The 15,804-nt window shown below is 67.4% G+C and carries 12 protein-coding genes; 4 read left to right on the top strand and 8 right to left on the bottom strand.

Annotation, left to right across the window (positions count from 1 at the left end):
* The first annotated feature begins 94 nt into the window (after nt 1–94).
* The gene (locus tag EL337_RS28255; RefSeq protein WP_048631582.1) at nt 95–1,165 is read left to right on the top strand and encodes an NAD(P)H-dependent amine dehydrogenase family protein; all 1,071 of its coding nucleotides are present in this window, start codon (nt 95–97) and stop codon (nt 1,163–1,165) included.
* Here EL337_RS28255 and EL337_RS28250 read toward each other — a convergent pair.
* From EL337_RS28250 to EL337_RS28240, 3 genes are all read right to left on the bottom strand, one after another.
* A complete protein-coding gene (locus EL337_RS28250) occupies nt 1,099–1,614 on the bottom strand; it encodes an EXPERA domain-containing protein (RefSeq protein WP_048631464.1) in 516 nt (171 codons plus the stop codon). The two genes, EL337_RS28255 and EL337_RS28250, sit on opposite strands and share 67 nt — an antisense overlap.
* Nucleotides 1,611–2,291 carry a TetR family transcriptional regulator gene (locus EL337_RS28245; protein ID WP_048631581.1) on the bottom strand — a complete coding sequence of 227 codons (681 nt, stop codon included), beginning with the start codon at nt 2,289–2,291 and terminating at the stop codon, nt 1,611–1,613. The genes EL337_RS28250 and EL337_RS28245 overlap by 4 nt, the downstream gene beginning before the upstream one ends.
* Nucleotides 2,292–2,391: 100 nt before the next feature.
* The gene (locus EL337_RS28240) at nt 2,392–3,216 is read right to left on the bottom strand and encodes an MOSC domain-containing protein (RefSeq protein ID WP_048631463.1); all 825 of its coding nucleotides are present in this window, start codon (nt 3,214–3,216) and stop codon (nt 2,392–2,394) included.
* 101 nt (nt 3,217–3,317) lie between these two features.
* Between EL337_RS28240 and EL337_RS28235 the strand changes: the two genes are divergently transcribed.
* The gene (locus EL337_RS28235) at nt 3,318–5,837 is read left to right on the top strand and encodes an excinuclease ABC subunit UvrA (protein ID WP_109519821.1); all 2,520 of its coding nucleotides are present in this window, start codon (nt 3,318–3,320) and stop codon (nt 5,835–5,837) included.
* Here EL337_RS28235 and EL337_RS28230 read toward each other — a convergent pair.
* The gene (locus EL337_RS28230; protein ID WP_083443017.1) at nt 5,834–7,342 is read right to left on the bottom strand and encodes a serine hydrolase domain-containing protein; all 1,509 of its coding nucleotides are present in this window, start codon (nt 7,340–7,342) and stop codon (nt 5,834–5,836) included. The two genes, EL337_RS28235 and EL337_RS28230, sit on opposite strands and share 4 nt — an antisense overlap.
* Before the next feature lie 167 nt (nt 7,343–7,509).
* Here EL337_RS28230 and EL337_RS28225 point away from each other — a divergent pair, with 167 nt between their 5' ends.
* Nucleotides 7,510–7,830, top strand: coding sequence for an EthD family reductase (locus tag EL337_RS28225; RefSeq protein ID WP_048631461.1), 321 nt, complete (start codon nt 7,510–7,512; stop codon nt 7,828–7,830).
* Nucleotides 7,831–7,993: 163 nt separating this feature from the next.
* The gene (locus tag EL337_RS28220) at nt 7,994–9,382 is read left to right on the top strand and encodes an oxygenase MpaB family protein (RefSeq protein WP_048631460.1); all 1,389 of its coding nucleotides are present in this window, start codon (nt 7,994–7,996) and stop codon (nt 9,380–9,382) included.
* 35 nt (nt 9,383–9,417) lie between these two features.
* Here EL337_RS28220 and EL337_RS28215 read toward each other — a convergent pair whose 3' ends face one another.
* From EL337_RS28215 to EL337_RS28200, 4 genes are all read right to left on the bottom strand, one after another.
* Complete coding sequence (locus EL337_RS28215; protein WP_048631579.1) at nt 9,418–11,556, bottom strand: DNA gyrase subunit A; 2,139 nt, start codon at nt 11,554–11,556, stop codon at nt 9,418–9,420.
* 11 nt (nt 11,557–11,567) lie between these two features.
* Entirely contained in the window at nt 11,568–13,601 is a 2,034-nt protein-coding gene (locus EL337_RS28210; protein WP_048631459.1) for a toprim domain-containing protein, read from the bottom strand.
* Between the two features lie 152 nt (nt 13,602–13,753).
* Nucleotides 13,754–14,737: a cation transporter gene (locus EL337_RS28205; RefSeq protein WP_048631458.1), complete on the bottom strand. Its 984-nt coding sequence runs from the start codon at nt 14,735–14,737 to the stop codon at nt 13,754–13,756.
* 102 nt (nt 14,738–14,839) lie between these two features.
* On the bottom strand, nt 14,840–15,760 hold the full coding sequence (locus EL337_RS28200; RefSeq protein WP_048631457.1) for a serine hydrolase: 921 nt from the start codon (nt 15,758–15,760) through the stop codon (nt 14,840–14,842).
* Nucleotides 15,761–15,804 lie beyond the last annotated feature (44 nt).

The raw sequence follows: 15,804 nt of genomic DNA, 5'->3' as shown, positions 1-15,804 counted from the left end.
GGCCAGGCGATTACAGCGCCGCCGCCAGACGCCGTGAAGTGTGGCAGTGACTTGAACCTTGACAGTGACTTTCACATTCGGCTTCAATGGCTCGGTGGCGATTCGCGTGGTGCAGTGGGCGACCGGTGGCGTGGGCAAGGCCGCGATCGAAGGGGTGTTGGCCCACCCTGACCTCGAGTTGGTGGGCGCGTGGGTCCACTCGGACAGCAAGCACGGCAAGGACGTCGGTGAACTGGTCGGTCTGGATCCGATCGGTGTCGTTGCGACCACCAGCGCGGCCGAGATCCTCGCGCTCGATGCGGACTGCGTGGTCTACAGCCCCCTGCTCCCGAACGAGGATGAGGTGGTCGCCCTGCTTCGGTCAGGCAAGAACGTCGTCACGCCGGTCGGATGGGTATACCCCGACCTGGCCAACTGCCAGGCCATCCTCGACGCCTGCGCCGAGGGTGGAACCACGTTGCACGGCACTGGTATTCACCCTGGCGGCATCACCGAGCGGTTCCCACTCATGGTCTCCGCCCTGACCGCGGGGGTGACCCACGTACGGTCGGAGGAGTTCAGCGACATCCGCACCTACAACGCACCGGACGTCGTGCGCCACATCATGGGTTTCGGTGTGACGCCGGAAGAAGCCATGGCCGGGCCGATCGTCGACCTTCTCGGCGCGGGCTTCAAGGCGTCGGTGCGCATGATCGTGTCAGAGATGGGTTTCGACGTCGATCCCGACCTCGACACGGTGCAGGAGGTGGCGGTCGCCACCGAGCCGATCGATACACCCGTGGGGGTGATCGAACGGGGTCAGGTCGCCGCCCGAAAGTTCCACTGGCGCGCGCTCGTGGACGGGACGCCGGTCGTCACCGCCAGTGTCAACTGGTTCATGGGGGAGGAAAACTTCGATCCGCCATGGAATTTCGGTCCGCAGGGCGAGCGGTTCGAGATCGAGATCAGCGGCGAACCCGACGTCCTGGTCACGTTCAAGGGGCTGCAGCCCGACACCATCGAAGAGGGCTTGATACGCAATCCCGGCATCGTTGTCACCGCGAACCACTGCGTCAGCGCGATCCCTTACGTCGTCGCCGCCGAACCCGGTATCAAGACCTACCTCGACCTTCCGTTGCTGGCAGGCCGCGCGGCGCCGCAGTTCGGACGCGGCCAGAATCGGTAGGCCACCAGCATCGGCACGATCGCCCACGGAAGATTCATCGGCAGATAGATCCAGAGGTGCGCAGGACTGTCAGGCCCGAGGAACGTCTGCATGAAGTAGAAGTACATGTTCATCACCGCGCTGACGGCGTAGACCAGAGCGAGGGTGTTCAGCCAGGGCCAGCCCTTGAGTTTCCACAGACCGATCGTGAGCACGACGAGCAGCGGAAGTTGCACGAAGGCGTCGTAGAGCAACGAGGCCTGCAGCGCGGGCGGCATGATCAGGTGCTGCGGTTCCTGCTCGACCGCCCAGGTGTGCAGCCAGCGTAGGACTGGCCACGGGCTGTCAGGAGCGATGGGCACGCCCAGCGCCTCGGGCAGGCTCAACGCGACCGCGTTGACGATGCCGAGTACGAAGGCCGGAAGCAGCAGATAGTCGATACGCCGCCGGACCAGAGGTCCGGACGTCATGCGCGTTCCTGTCTACGTCTGCGTCGCCGTGGTGGGGGGATGGGTCCGGCCAGCCCGCGGATGACCATCTGCAGTGCCTGCTCGGTGAGGTCGTGCAGCGACTCGCTCTGGCCATACGCCAACCACCACTCGTAGGTGTACTCGACCGCGGCGACGGCGGTGCGGACCAGGACGCCGGCCCGCATATCCGTCCCAATGTCGGCATTGCCCAGACGGTCCGCGACCGCGCCGATCAGTTCGTCGTACTCCTCGCGGCTCAGCAGTGACGCCCGCCGCAACTCCGTCGGCGCCGAAGACATGGCACGCCGCCACAACTCGATGGTCTCGTCGTCATTCACGAACTGCGAGGTGCGGGTGAGGATGGCAGCCGCGAGGGAGTCCGCGACGTCTTCATCGCGCGGACGCGCGTGAAAGTTGGCGACAATTCGCGCCCGACCGCGCTGGGTTGCTCCGAGCAGGAGGTGTTCCTTGCTCGAGACGTGCCGGAAGAACGTACTCGGCGAGATGCCGACCTCTTCGGCTATTGCTTCGGTGGTGACGTTGTCGAAGCCCTGCGCCGCGAACAACCGCAGCGCGGCCTGGTGAATCTCGGCGCGCAGTGCGATGCGCTGCCGTTCGCGCAGCGGAACAGAGGCGGTGTCCTCGGCCTGATCGGATGACGCCTGACTGGCCGGCATGTTCATCTCCTTGGGCGCGGTCCGTTTGGCGACGAGTCCCGGACCCATAATATGGGATCCACTGTCAAGTGCAATGTCACTCCTGTCTTGACGGTTATCGTCAAGTGAGCGCCTGCGAGAACGGGTCACCGGCGTTGACCACGCCTTCGCTGACCACCTCGAAATACGCCCCCGCACACGGCAGGCGTCCCAAGCCGAATGAGTCGACGAGGTTCTCCGCTGCCGGGGTGCGCAGTGCATGGGTCGCGCGACCGAGGTCACCGTGTTCGAGGGTCGGTATCACGCAGCGGGGCGTGGCACCCATGCCTTTGATCTGTGCCGAGCCCACGGCGAAAGTGCGTTCCGTCCAATCATTCTCGGTGTACGCGGGATAACCCGGCGGAGTCGCGACGACGATGTTGGGCCGGTACCGCAGCGCCTCGGTGCCGATGCGCTCGAGCGTCGCGGTGGTGATCACGTGCAGCGGTGCGAGATCGACGAAGGAATCTCCCGGCGTCGCCTCGCCCAACTCGAGCAGCGGAGCGTCCACCACCGCGTCGAGTCCGCGATCGAGAACCTGTTCGGGGTCCGCGCGTTCCAGGCTCGCCCCGGCAGGACGGCGGGTGGCCACTCGCACCGGTCGCGCCACCACCGCGCTGAGAGCGTCATCGAAATCGTCCTCCCCCGGGCTCACCTCGGTCCCGTCGGGCAGGCGGACTCGCACGCGCTCACCATCGATGCGCGCGGTGCACCTGAGGAGGTTGCGCCACAGACGAGCCTGTTTGGCGCTGGCCACCCGTCCCGTCTCGGCGTCGATCAGGGCCAGTCTCCGATCGCCCTCGGCGCCCTCGTAGCTGACAACCAAGGTGGGCAGAGCCTCACCGAGCATCGACTTGACGGGATAGCGGTGCAGGCTGCCCACGTGCAACTGGTCGCCGGTGGTCATGGTCGAACGATACGTACCTGCGGCCGACGCGGGATACCGTGGTCATCCGCTTGGGATCCTGACCCTCGATGATCTACGGGTATACCCCCACAATGGATCAGATGGACGGAACAGGCACACACGAACGGGACCCCTACATCCGCGTGTACGCCTCCCGTGTGCACAACCTGAAAACGGTGGACGTCGCCGCCCCGCGGGACTCTTTCGTGGCGTTCACCGGAGTGTCCGGATCCGGGAAGTCATCGCTGGCCTTCGGCACCATCTACGCCGAGGCGCAGCGCCGCTACTTCGAGTCGGTGGCGCCGTACGCACGCCGCCTGCTGCTGCCTCAGGACGCACCGAAGGTCGACGACATCACCGGGCTGCCGCCGGCGGTCGCGCTGCAGCAGCGCCGCGGTAACGCAACGTCGCGGTCGACCGTGGGCACCGTCACCACGCTGTCGAACCTGTTGCGGATGCTGTTCTCGCGCGCCGGCACTTTTCCGCCCGGCGCCACCGAGCGACTGGATTCCGATGCGTTCTCCCCGAACACCACCATCGGCGCATGCCCGCGATGCCACGGTCTCGGCCGCATCCACGAGGTGACCGAGCAGACGCTGGTGCCCGATCCATCGCTGACCATCCGCGACGGAGCGGTGGCTGCCTGGCCCGGCGCCTGGCAGGGGCAGAATCTGCGGGACATCCTCATCACGCTCGGCTATGACATCGACAAGCCGTGGCGCAAACTGCCCAAGCGGCACCGGGATTGGATCCTGTTCACCGAGGATCAGCCCACCGTCGAGATCGATCCCAGCCAGCATCCGGTCACCGCCGACTACTACTACAACGGCACCTTCTCCAGCGCCGAACGTCACGTCCGCCACACACTGGCCAACTCCCAGAGCGCGACGATGCGCCGTCGGGTGTTGCAGTACGTCCACAGCACCGAGTGCCCGGTCTGCGGCGGCTCCGGGCTGCGACCCGAAGCGCTCGCGGTCACGTTCGCCGGCCACAACATCGCCGAGTTGGTGGCGCTGCCGCTGACGCTGCTGGCCGAAGTCCTGGCGCCTGCTGCTGCCAGGACGGATTTCGCCGCGGCCTACGAGTCCACCGAGTCGGGTGAATTCACCGAAGTGGCAACGATGATCGCCGCCGATCTGGTGGCCCGCATCGGCGTCCTGGTCGACTTGGGGCTGGGCTATCTGAGCCTGCACCGCCGTACACCGACGGTGTCGCCCGGTGAGCTGCAGCGGCTGCGGCTGGCCACCCAGCTGCGGGCCGGGCTGTTCGGCGTCCTCTACGTGCTCGACGAGCCGTCGGCCGGTCTGCACCCGGCCGATGCCGAACCGCTGCTCGACGTGCTCGACCGGCTGCGGCGTGCCGGGAACTCGCTGTTCGTGGTCGAGCACGACATGGACGTGGTGCGCCGCGCCGACTGGGTCGTCGACGTGGGACCCGGCGCCGGTGAGCTGGGTGGCGACGTGCTCTACAGCGGGCCGGTGGCCGGCCTCGCAGACATCGCGCCGTCGGTCACCCGGCGATACCTGTTCGCCGACGGCGTGCGCCCCGACCGGGCCGTCCGTACGCCGATCGGCGTCATGCAGTTGCGCGGCATCACGTTCCACAATCTGCACGATGTCGACGTGGACATCCCGCTGGGCGCGTTCGTCGCGGTGACCGGGGTATCGGGGTCGGGCAAGTCGACCCTGGTCTGCAAGGTGCTCGGTGACGTGATGGCCAGGCAGCTGGGCGGATCCGCCGACCCCGTCGACGAGGCGGGCGATGGTGATGCCGAACTCCTGGACATCGATGTCGATTCCAGCGTGGGGGTGACCGTCGACGGCGCCGAGGTGATCGACCGTCTGGTGACCGTGGATCAGCGGCCCATCGGGCGAACTCCGCGGTCGAACCTCGCGACCTACACCGGGCTCTTCGACGCGGTCCGCAAGGCGTTCGCCGGCACCGCCGAGGCGCGGCGGCGGGGCTGGAGCGCCGGCCGCTTCTCGTTCAACGTCGCCGAGGGCCGCTGCCCCACCTGCCAGGGGGAGGGTTTCGTGGCGGTCGAGCTGCTGTTCCTGCCCGGCACGTACGCCACCTGTCCGGAGTGTCGTGGGGCCCGCTACTCCGACGAGACGCTGGAGATCACCTACCGGGACCGCACGATCGCCGACGTGCTGGCCCAAACGGTCGACGAGGCCGCCGAGTTCCTCGGTGATCTGCCCGGTGCGGCACGGAGTTTGGCGACGCTGCGAGATGTCGGTCTTGGGTATCTGCGGCTGGGGCAACCAGCGACCGAACTGTCCGGTGGGGAGGCGCAGCGCATCAAGCTGGCCACCGAGTTGCAGCGGGCCAAACGCGGCCACACGCTGTACGTCCTCGACGAGCCGACCACCGGGCTGCACCCGGCCGATGTCGAGCTGCTGGAACGTCAGCTGCACCGCCTCGTCGACGCCGGTAACACCGTCGTCGTGGCCGAGCACGACATGTCGGTGGTGGCGGGGGCCGATCACGTCATCGATCTGGGACCCGGCGGCGGGGACGACGGCGGTGCGGTCGTGGTGGCCGGGCCACCGGACATGGTCGCCGGCGACGGGGTGAGCCGCACGGCGCCGTATCTGGCCGCGCAGCTCCGTCCCACCTAGCTGCCGTACAGATGAAGGGCGCGTGCGGATTCAGTGGCAACGCGACCACTCAGCGCGGCGATCGGCGGACCACCGCGCTGATGGATCACGTTCGCGAGGACGATCACGTAGGTGTCCGACCCCGGATCCATCCACAGGGTGACCCCGGTGAAGCCGGTGTGACCGAAGGTGCCGACAGGAAAGACGGCGCCACGCGGTCGCGAGTGTGCGGTGTCGATGTCCCAGCCGAAGCCCCGCAGGTCTTGTCCCGATATCGCTGGGTACCGTGCAGCCAGTAGGGGATCGGTTGCGTTGGAGGAACTTTCGTCAGCCGCGTTCGCCGCCTCGACCTGACCGGCACGATGCCCGGGCTGCTGCGGAGTCGTCATCATCTGCACGCTCGCCTGGGTCAGCGGAAAAGGGCTGGGCCGGTTGGCAAGACGATCGAGAAGAGCCTGCGCGAAAAGCCCCATGTCGTGCACGGTGGTGAACACCCCTGCGCTGCCGGCCACCCCACCCATGCGGCGAGCCGTGGGATCGTGCACGGTGCCACGCAGCGGGTGGCCGAAGTCGGGGTTGAGGCCCGGCGTGTCCTCGTCGAGAGCCGTCGGGGCGATGCGCTCCAGTAGATCGGTGCTCCACGAGCCCGCTGGGCAGGTGCCGGTCGTTGGGCTCTGAGGATCGAGGGCTATCGCGGTTCCCCGAATCGTGTGTGGACCACAGGCTTTGACGGCCGGAAGGTAGCGAGTGTCCGACATCCCCAGTGGCGCAAACACGGTGCGCTGTACGTACACGTCTTCGGGCTCGCCCGTGAGCTTCTCCAGCAGCGCGCCGAGGATGATGAAGTTGATGTCGGAGTAGTGAAACCCTTGTCCGGGAGGGAACACCACCCACGCGGCCAATGCCCGGTGGATGCCCTCGGGTTTGTCGGCCCTGTCCAACCCCCAGGGACCGTCCAGGCTCAGATCTCCCGCGATGCCCGAGGTGTGGGTGAGCAGCATGCGCACAGTTACCTCTGCGCGGCGCGGATCGTCGGCCGGGTTGAAGTCGGGCAGGTAAGTCTGCACCGGTTCGTCGATGCGTAGCCTGCCTTGTTCGACGAGTGCCATGACGGCGGTCGCGGTCGCCAGGCTCTTCGTCAGCGAGGCCACGTCGAAGATGGTGTCCTCGGTCATCGGCTCCGCCGGTGCGGGTGCGCCGTCCAGTCCCGGCTCGCCGGCAAGCTTGCGTGACCCGAAGGCCTGGCGGAAGACGACCTTGCCGGCGTGGCCGACCTGGACCACGGCGCCGGGAAGCCGGCGCGCCGCGACGGCGTCGTCGACGAGCCGGGCGACCGGGGAGAAGTCACCGGTCGGCGTCACCGGCACGACGACGGGCGCCGGTGAGGGGGCAGCAGTCGTGGCCGAGGTCGTGGTGGCCGGCGGCGGCGGAGGCACGGGATGCCCGCAGGCGGTTGCCGCGGTGAGGGCGCACACGATGGTGCCGACGGCATACAGCCGGGCACGGCGCGCACGTGACACGGTCACCACATCGACGGTAGCCGGGCACGGTACCGGTCGGATGACAACGCCCGGTCGTGCCGTTCCCACAACTCACCGAACCGCCGGCCGCGTGCCACAATCACAGCAACTTCGGTGGGGAACCAGCGCACCGCCGGCGTCACCGGGGACGACGACCGACATGAGGAGACCCAGTGTCCGAAACGAAGATCACCGTCATCTACGACAATCCCGCGAGCCCCGAGGAGTTCGAATCGAACTACGCGGAGCAGCAGCTGGAGGCCGCCAAGTCCATCCCCGGCCACATCAGGGTCGAAGCATCGAAGGTCTGGCCGAAGGAAGACGGCAGCGCCACCCCCGCCTACCGGATGATCGATCTGTACTACCCCGACTACGCCACCGCCAGTGAGGCGGTGACGACCCCAGAGGCGCAGCGCTTCTTCGAGGCAATGGCGCGGCTTGCCACCGGCGGCGTGCGCGTCCTGTTCTCGGACATCGAGGTGCCGCAGCAGTGACGCCAGGCCGCCACCGCTGAGCCTCCAGTCCGAGTAATCGAACGGTACTTTCATGGCTCTCACCTGTGAGGCGTCGACGTCAAGACCGAGAACCGCCATTCACTTCAGCAAGGTTGTGCGATAGCCTCGCACCAACCACGCACTTCGACGATCGGGTTGCTGCATGACCGTGACCGGCCAGCGTCCAGAGGTCCTCCTCGAGGACGTCGACTTCAACCGACGCAACCATCCCGATCGACCGCTGCGGCCCATCCCGCCCGGCCGTGACCACTTCGCCGACCAATGGCGTCACATGCGTGAGTTCATGTTCGGTGAGTGGATCGACATCGACAAAGAGGTCGAACCCAACGACATCACGCGCATGCGCGACGACTACTTCTGGCAGGCCGACGAACACATGATCGGCGCGGTCGATGCGTTCGAGCGCCTCGGCTATGAGCAGGGTCGAGCCCTGTTCGAGCAGGCTCTGACCAAAGGCGTTGACACGCTGGCGGATCCGCCGCAAGAGTTCGTCGACCTCTTCGAGCATCTGGACAATCTGCCGGGCCAGTTCGATCTCGCGGCCGCCGAACGCGGCCGCATGCTGGCCGTGTCGAGCACCAAGGCGGCCACCACGATCATCCAGGGATGGGCGTTCTACGAGACGGCGATGACCGGCGACATCTCGGCGGCCACCGGCGCCACCGGTCGTTTCGCGGATGACGGCCCGCGCCGCTTCATCGAGACTGCGCGGGTGTTCGCGGAGTTCACGTTGCCGGACATCTTCGATCGGCGCTCGGAAGCGTTCCAGGACGTGGTGCGGGTGCGGTTAATGCACGCGCTGGCCAGTCGGGGGTTACGGCGCACATGGGGCGACGACGTCTATCTCAAGTTCGGTGAGCCGATTCCGGTGACGTCGCTGCTCGGTTTCGGCAGCGGGATGCTGCTCGGACGTCTGGTCGACCATGCGTTCGGCCGCAAGCTGACCCCGCAGCAGCTCGAGGATCTGGCTGAATACTCGTCGTACTCAGGACGGTTGTGGGGTGCACCCGAGAGCCTGCACTCCGCCGGCGGTGTCGAGTTGATCAAATCGTTGAACTTCGTGCTGGCCAGGGGTGGCAACCCGTCGCCGTGGCGGGCCGAGCTCGTCAACGCCATCGCCGGTCCCGCCCATATCGAAACCCTGACGGAGACTCTTCCCGGCTGGGCCAGGACGTTGGTGGCCCGCTACGCCAACCAGATCACGGCAAGCATTGCGCTCGCCCCGGCCGGGGTGGTGTTCGGGTACAGGCAGATCGAAGCCATGGTCGCAGGCACGCTCTTCGAGCCGCTGGCCTACAACTTCGAGCGTCGGGTGTGGGTGGTCGAGCAGCTCACCAGGCTGAACGTCGCTGTCGCCAGGGTGGCGGACATGTTGCCGTGGTCCAATCCTGTTCGGGAGAGCCGGAATTCCAGCGGCGCACCCGCCCGCGAGCGGATCGCGATGCTGAACAAGATCGCCCGCGGCCGCAAGATCGCGCTCAACTACGACCACCACGACCGGTCCACGTCGGGCGAGGGTTTCACCGGCTAGACAGCGACACGGGGCCTGTCCGCTCGACGAATCACCTATCCAGCCGGTGTCACGTCACTCCCGGAGCCCTTGATGGACGACTTCGCGCGCTTCTCGGCCCGCACAGTCTTTCCCCCGCGCACGAACCCGGCCGCCGAGACCGCCGCGGCCAGCAGCGCGGCCTCGCCGCCCACGAACGGATGGAAGCCGACGCCGGCGCCGCCGCGGCCCTTCACCGGGATGTCGGCGACTTCGGTTACCTTCCAACCCTTTTCAGAGACGGACAGAATCGCCTCACCGTTCCCACACGTGAGCGGCAAGGCGGCGATCACCTCGTCGTCGTCACCCGCGAGCTTCACCCCGGCGACACCGTTGCCCGCCGCGCCCTGCGGGTTCACGGCTGCGGGATCGATGCGCAGAACCTTTCCGCGCCGCGTCACCAGAGCCAGGTGGGAGCCGGGCGCCAGCACACCGGACTGCAGCAATCCGGTGATGTCAGGGGCCACCGGGACGTCCCTGATCTTGTAGGGCAGACCGGCGCCGTGGGTGAACTTGACGCGGCCATCGGTCCACACCGCCCACCCCAGACCGGCGCTGAGCAGCTCACCACGACTGTCGGAGAGCACGCCGCGGTCGTCCAGGCGCCAGGAGGTGTTGACCTTTCGCTCGCGTGGACCGTCGTCATCGGCGCCGCCGGTAACGGGGGTGGCGTCGAAGTCCAGCACCGTGCGGCGGTCGAATTCGGCGTCCTTGAACAGCTTCGCGGTCTCGACCAGCTCCTTGTCGATCACCGTCCGGCGCGCATCAGGATTGGACACCAATTCGGTGAGCGCCAGGAACTCGGCATCCAGCTTCTCCGCTTCGGCCTGCAACTCGATGACGTCGAGCTTGGTCAGCCGGCGCAGCTGCAGGGCCAGAACATAATCGGCTTGTTCGGTGTCGATCCCGAACCGCTCCTGCAGGCCCTGGCGGGCGTCGTCGACGGTGTCGGAGCCCCGGATCACCGCGACGGCAGCATCGATGTCGAGGTGGATCGTCATCAGGCCGGCCACCAGGTGGCGCCGCGCGGCCACCTTCTCCAGCCGGTATTCGCTGCGGCGCAACACCACCGAGTCACGCAGGTGCAGGAACGCGGCGATCAGTTCCCGCACCGTCCACCAGCGCGGCACCCGGTCTTCGTCGAGGGCGACCAGGCTGGCGGCGAAGGTCGACTCCAGCGGTGTCAAGGCGAGCAGCTGGTCGCGGATGGTCTCGGCGCTGTGGCCGCGCTTGGCGGTCACCACGATACGCAGCCCGTTGCGGCGGTCGGTCAGATCGGACATGTCGGCCACACCGGACATCTCCCCGGACTCGACCAGTGCCCGGATCCGTTCCTGCACAGTGTTACTCGCCACTCCGGGTGGCAGTTCGGTGACGATGACGTTCTTGCCGTCGACCGACACCGTGCCGCGTACCGTCAGCTGCCCCCGTCCGGTGGTGATGTACTCCCGCAGCCCGGCCGTGCCCACCACGGTGGCGCCGCAGCCCCAGTCGGGACCGGGAATGAGTTTGAGCAACCTGTCGTCGGTCATGTTCGGGGTCTTCAGCAGCGCCCGGCAGGCGGCCATGATCTCGCGCGGATTGTGGGCGGGCACCTTGGTGGCCCATCCCTCGGCGATGCCGACCGCGCCGTTGCACAACAACACCGGCCACTGGGCGGGCAGCACCGTCGGTTCGATCCACTCCCCGTCGAATGTCGACACCATGGGCACGGCGTGATCGTTGAGTTCGGCGGTCAGCGCCGCACCGGGCGCCGACAGCCGCATCTCGGTGTAACGGTCGGCGGCGGGAATGTCACCTTGGATGCGTGGGAAAGCGCCTTGTCCGTCAATGACTTTCACGCGCTGGAACTCGGCGGCCATCAATGCTGCCGCGCCGTACATCGACGCGCCGCCGTGCGGGTGCAGGTTGCCGGTGACGGCCGAGCACACCTTCGAGGATTTCTGCGGCTTGTTGCCCGGCAGCAATCTGGAGTCGTGCATCTGATAGAGCAGTCGGCGCTGTCCGGGCTTGAGACCGTCGAACGCGGACGGGATGGCGCGGTCGCTGACGCTGTAGAGAGCGAAGGTCAGCTGGTAGTGGTTCCAGTAGTCGTCGGCGCTCTGGTCGAGCACCAGGTCGGGGTTCTGCTCAGGAACGTCCAGAGTGGCGGTCACAGTCATTCTCCCTAGGTGAGGTCGAGGGCGGCGGTGTCGACGCGGGCGGCCACGTCAGCCATCCACGTGCGCCGTCCCTCCGGCGGCCCGCCGAACAGCGTGTGGTGCAACTTCGGATCGCCGTCATCGAGGTGCACCCGAATGACGGTGCGCCGCTGCGGATCCAACACGGTGTTCCAGAAATCGTCGGCATCCATCTCGCCAAGACCCTTGTTGCGCTGCACCTCCACCTTGCGCTTGGAGGTGGCTTTGAGCTGGGCCACCGCGGCGTCACGCTCGGACTCGTCCTGGCAGTAGATGCGCTCCTGGCCGTCTTTGACCACGAATAGCGGTGGCAAGGTCACGTAGACCATGCCGGCCTTGACGAGGGGCCGGTAGAAATCGAGGAACATCGAGATCAGGCTCGAGTTGATGTTGCCACCGTCGGGATCGGCGTCGGAGGCGAACAGGATCCGGTCGTAGCGACAGGACTCCGGATCGCAGTTGTCGCGGACCCCGCAGCCCAGGATGCGTTCGATCGAATCGAACTCGTCCTTGATTCGGGCCTTGCTCACGGTGAAGCCGTAGACGTTGGGCGGCTTGCCTTTCAGCGGAAACGCGGCCTGGAACGTGGCGTCGCGCGCCGCTTTGATGGTGCCCAGCGCTGAATCGCCCTCGCACAGGAACAGCTCGGCGCCCGACCCGCGTCCGGTCTCCCGGCTGGGGAGCAACTTCGGCGGCAGCGACAGATTGGTCCCCAGACCCTTGGCCTTCGACGCGGCCCGGGACCGGGCTTTGGCGCCCTCGGCGCTGCGCCGCGCCCGCGCCGACTCCAAGGCCAACTTGGTCCACTGGGTGACGGCGTCCGCGTTGCCGGGGTTGGCCGCCCAGATGGTGACGCTGCGTGCCACGTCCGGGGCCATCGCCACGTTCAGCGACCGGGAGGACACCGCGGTCTTGGCCTGGGAATCCCACGACACATCGGGTGCCCGGGTGTCGACGGCCAGCGCGGTCACCGCGGCGAAATCCTGTGCCTCCGGGCCGTCTTCGCCTTTGGCCAGGCCCAGGTCGCGGATGCGCGAGGCGCGGTCGGCCAGGGCCTCGGACAGCCCCTTGACGGCAGCGGTGAGGTGAGATCCGCCACCGGGCGTGCGCACGGTGTTGCAGAACGCGGCCACGGTGGCCGGCTCGGCCGGGCCTGCGGTCAGCGACCAGCGGAACGGGGTTGGGCCGCGACCGGTGGTGTACTCGCCGCGTCCGTCGACCACGGCGCGCACTCCGGGTACGGGAGCGTCGGCAGCAACGCACATGAGATCCAGCAGGGTTTCCGTGCCCCAGGGACCGCCGAACGGCTCGAGCAGCTCGGGCCGGACCTCGTCGCCGGGCCAGCCTTCGTCGACGACGGTGAGGTGCACACCCGGGGACATCCGCGACGCGGCGTGTGCGCGGAGCAGCACCTCGTTGATGTCGACGCTTGAGTCCGGTACCACGGCGGGGTCGAACAGGATCCGCACCGTGGTGCCGTGTGCGTCCGGCTTGCGGTTGCCGACGCCGCGCAGCTTCTGCGTATCGGCGCGGGTGAACGGGGCGTCCGGGTCGAAATCCTTACCGTCGAACACCCCGGGGTAGCCGCCGCCGAAACTCTGCAGGTAGGTCTTCCCGGCCCGACGCACGGTCACGTCGGTCCGTGCGGAGATGAACACCGCGGCCGCGGCCCCGATGCCGTTCAGTCCGGCGCCAGTGCTCGCGGCGTCGGAATGCGCGGAGAACTTGCCACCCGCGCGTGCGGTACCCAGGGTCTTGACGATGCCGTTCTTGCCGTTCACCGGGTCGGAGTCGACGGGCAGGCCGCGGCCGTCGTCGGCGACGCTGACAGACCCGTCGGCGTGCAGGGTGATGGTCACGCGTGACCCGCCGTGGCTCGGCTCGGCGACCTCTTCGATCGCGTTGTCGACGATCTCGCGCAGCGCGGTGTTGAGCACGTCCAGGCCGAGGTTCACCGCCGGCCGCAGGCGTGTGTGCTGGACATCGTCGAGCTCGGTGATGTCGGCGGCGGTGTAACTCACTGCTCATCCTTTCGAGGCCAGGTACGGAGAGGAGAAACGCGACGGCCCTGGCGCGACCCACTCGGCAACTACACGTGTGTCGCAGGAATGGTAGACGGCCGATGGGACATCTTCGTGCAGCCGTGGCGGTGGGAGAGGCGCCCGGCGACCGTTCAGAGGGTCGGTGTCGCGTGAATGGGCAGTGCGCTGAACACCACTGTGAGGCGCAGGGGGCCGATCCGGTCACGGAGCTCGGCGTAGGTGTGCGCGCGCAGGTTGTCCTGCTCGGAGACCGACATCACGCCGTCGTAGGAGACCCGCAGGTCGACCTCGGTGGTCTTGCCCCGGCTGATGGCCAAGGAATCGATCAGGGTCAGTTGGTGGTCGAGTTCGTCGGCGTGCTCGGCGTTCACCGCGGCGATGGCGTCCCTGACGGCGGCGTCGAGAGCCGGGTCGGCCCGCCGTCCGGACAACCGCCCGAACTCCAGGCGGATCTGGCGGATCGGCTCGCCGACGAGCAGCACGCACAGGACGATCACGATGAGACTGTCGGCGATGTCCTTGATGTCGAAATCGGGCGAGGTGATGACGGTGCCCTCCGGGATCACCGTCACCAACACCAGCGACGCGCAGATGCCGCCGCTGATGATGGCTTCCATCTTCGCCGCGGTGGCTTCGACCCGCAGCAGCGCCGACGCCCCACCGACCGAACGGTTGTTGCGTTCGTGATTCCACTTGAGCGCCAGGCAGACCAGGACGCACACCGCGGTGTACACCGCAGCCACACCGAACTCCGGTTCACTGCCCTCGCCGGTGATGAGGTACTCCGCCACCTTGACGATGTTGATCACCAGGCCGACGATCACCACTCCGAGGATCATGAGCGAACGAAAGAGGGCGTAGAGATTCTCCAGGGCCAGGCGGCCGTACGGGTTGTCTTCGTCGGCAGGCTGTGACGCGGTGACCGCGAGGCGGGCGGCGATGAACGCGGCTGCCGCGTTGATCAGTGAGATCACGCCGTCGAGCTGGGTGGCCGACACGCGCGTGATGGCGTAGATCGCGAAGCCGAGGACCGCGAGGCCCAGCATCGTGACCATGTAGGTGCGCAGGCTGCGGCGCTCGGCCCGAAGCACCATCGACTCGGTCGCCAACGCCATGAGATCCCCCTGTGACGCATTCGGAAGGCGGGCGCCGGGCCCAAATATTGTGACCGTTAATTTAACCGGCCGAGGGGGAGAATGCGTCGCGGACCGGCTGTGTCAGATCTTGCCGCCCGGGAACATCGTCTTGACGGCCTGGGTCAGGTTGTCGCGGGCGGCGGCGGCGCCGGTGGGGTCCAGGGACCCGATCGCCATCACGTAGCGGCGGTCGGGTCCGATCACGCCCGTGGTCACGTGCAGTTGATTGCCACCGTTCCAGCAGCAGAACCAGCCCTGCTTGACGGCCACCGGCTCGGCGTACAGCCCGTCGGGAATCCCGAACCGCTGCGGGTACCCGTCGGTTCCCGTCGGGGTGGATTGTGCGAGGTCGCCGATGATGACGTTGGCCTGCTCAGGTGGCAGCCCTCCCGTACCGTCCAGCAGCATGTCGTAGTAGCGGACGAGATCGCTTGCGGTGCTTGTGGTCACGTCCCAGTGCCCGTTGGACGGTGCCGTCGTGCCCGCCAATCCGTACCGCGCCTTCACACGCGCGATGACGGCATTTCCGCCGCTCCGGTCCCAGAAGTTCTGCGCCGCGCTGTCATCGGAGGACCGCAGCATGGCATCGAGTGACCTACGGTCGGCCGCGGAGAGTTGCGTCTTGCCTTCTGACTCCTGCAGCAGCAGGTCGTCGGCGATGAACAGCTTCACCACGGAGGCGATCGGGAAGGGGTTGTCGCCGCCACCGGACACGGTCTGGCCGGTGTCGCGGTCCAGGACGACGGTCTCGATGTCGGCACCGGTGGCTGCTGCGTCGGCGGTGGCTTGCCGCACGCGGGCATCCAGTCCTGCGAAGGGCGCCTCCGGCGGAGCCGGCGGGGCTGCGGGTGGCGGGGCCTGCGGGGCGGCGACGGTGGCCTCCGGGATGTTCCCGGCGTCCGGCGGCGCACCGCTGACCTGGGCCTCGCAACCGTTCACCAGCAGGGCGACACAGACCACCGAGATCGTCGTCATCGCCCGTTTCGGCAGCCGCCAATGCATAAGTCTCCTCGACTCGGATTCGGTACCAGGGGAGCGGGTTGCCG

Source organism: Mycolicibacterium aurum (assembly GCF_900637195.1).
Classification (GTDB): domain Bacteria; phylum Actinomycetota; class Actinomycetes; order Mycobacteriales; family Mycobacteriaceae; genus Mycobacterium; species Mycobacterium aurum.
This window is presented reverse-complemented; position numbering and strand designations above follow the sequence as displayed.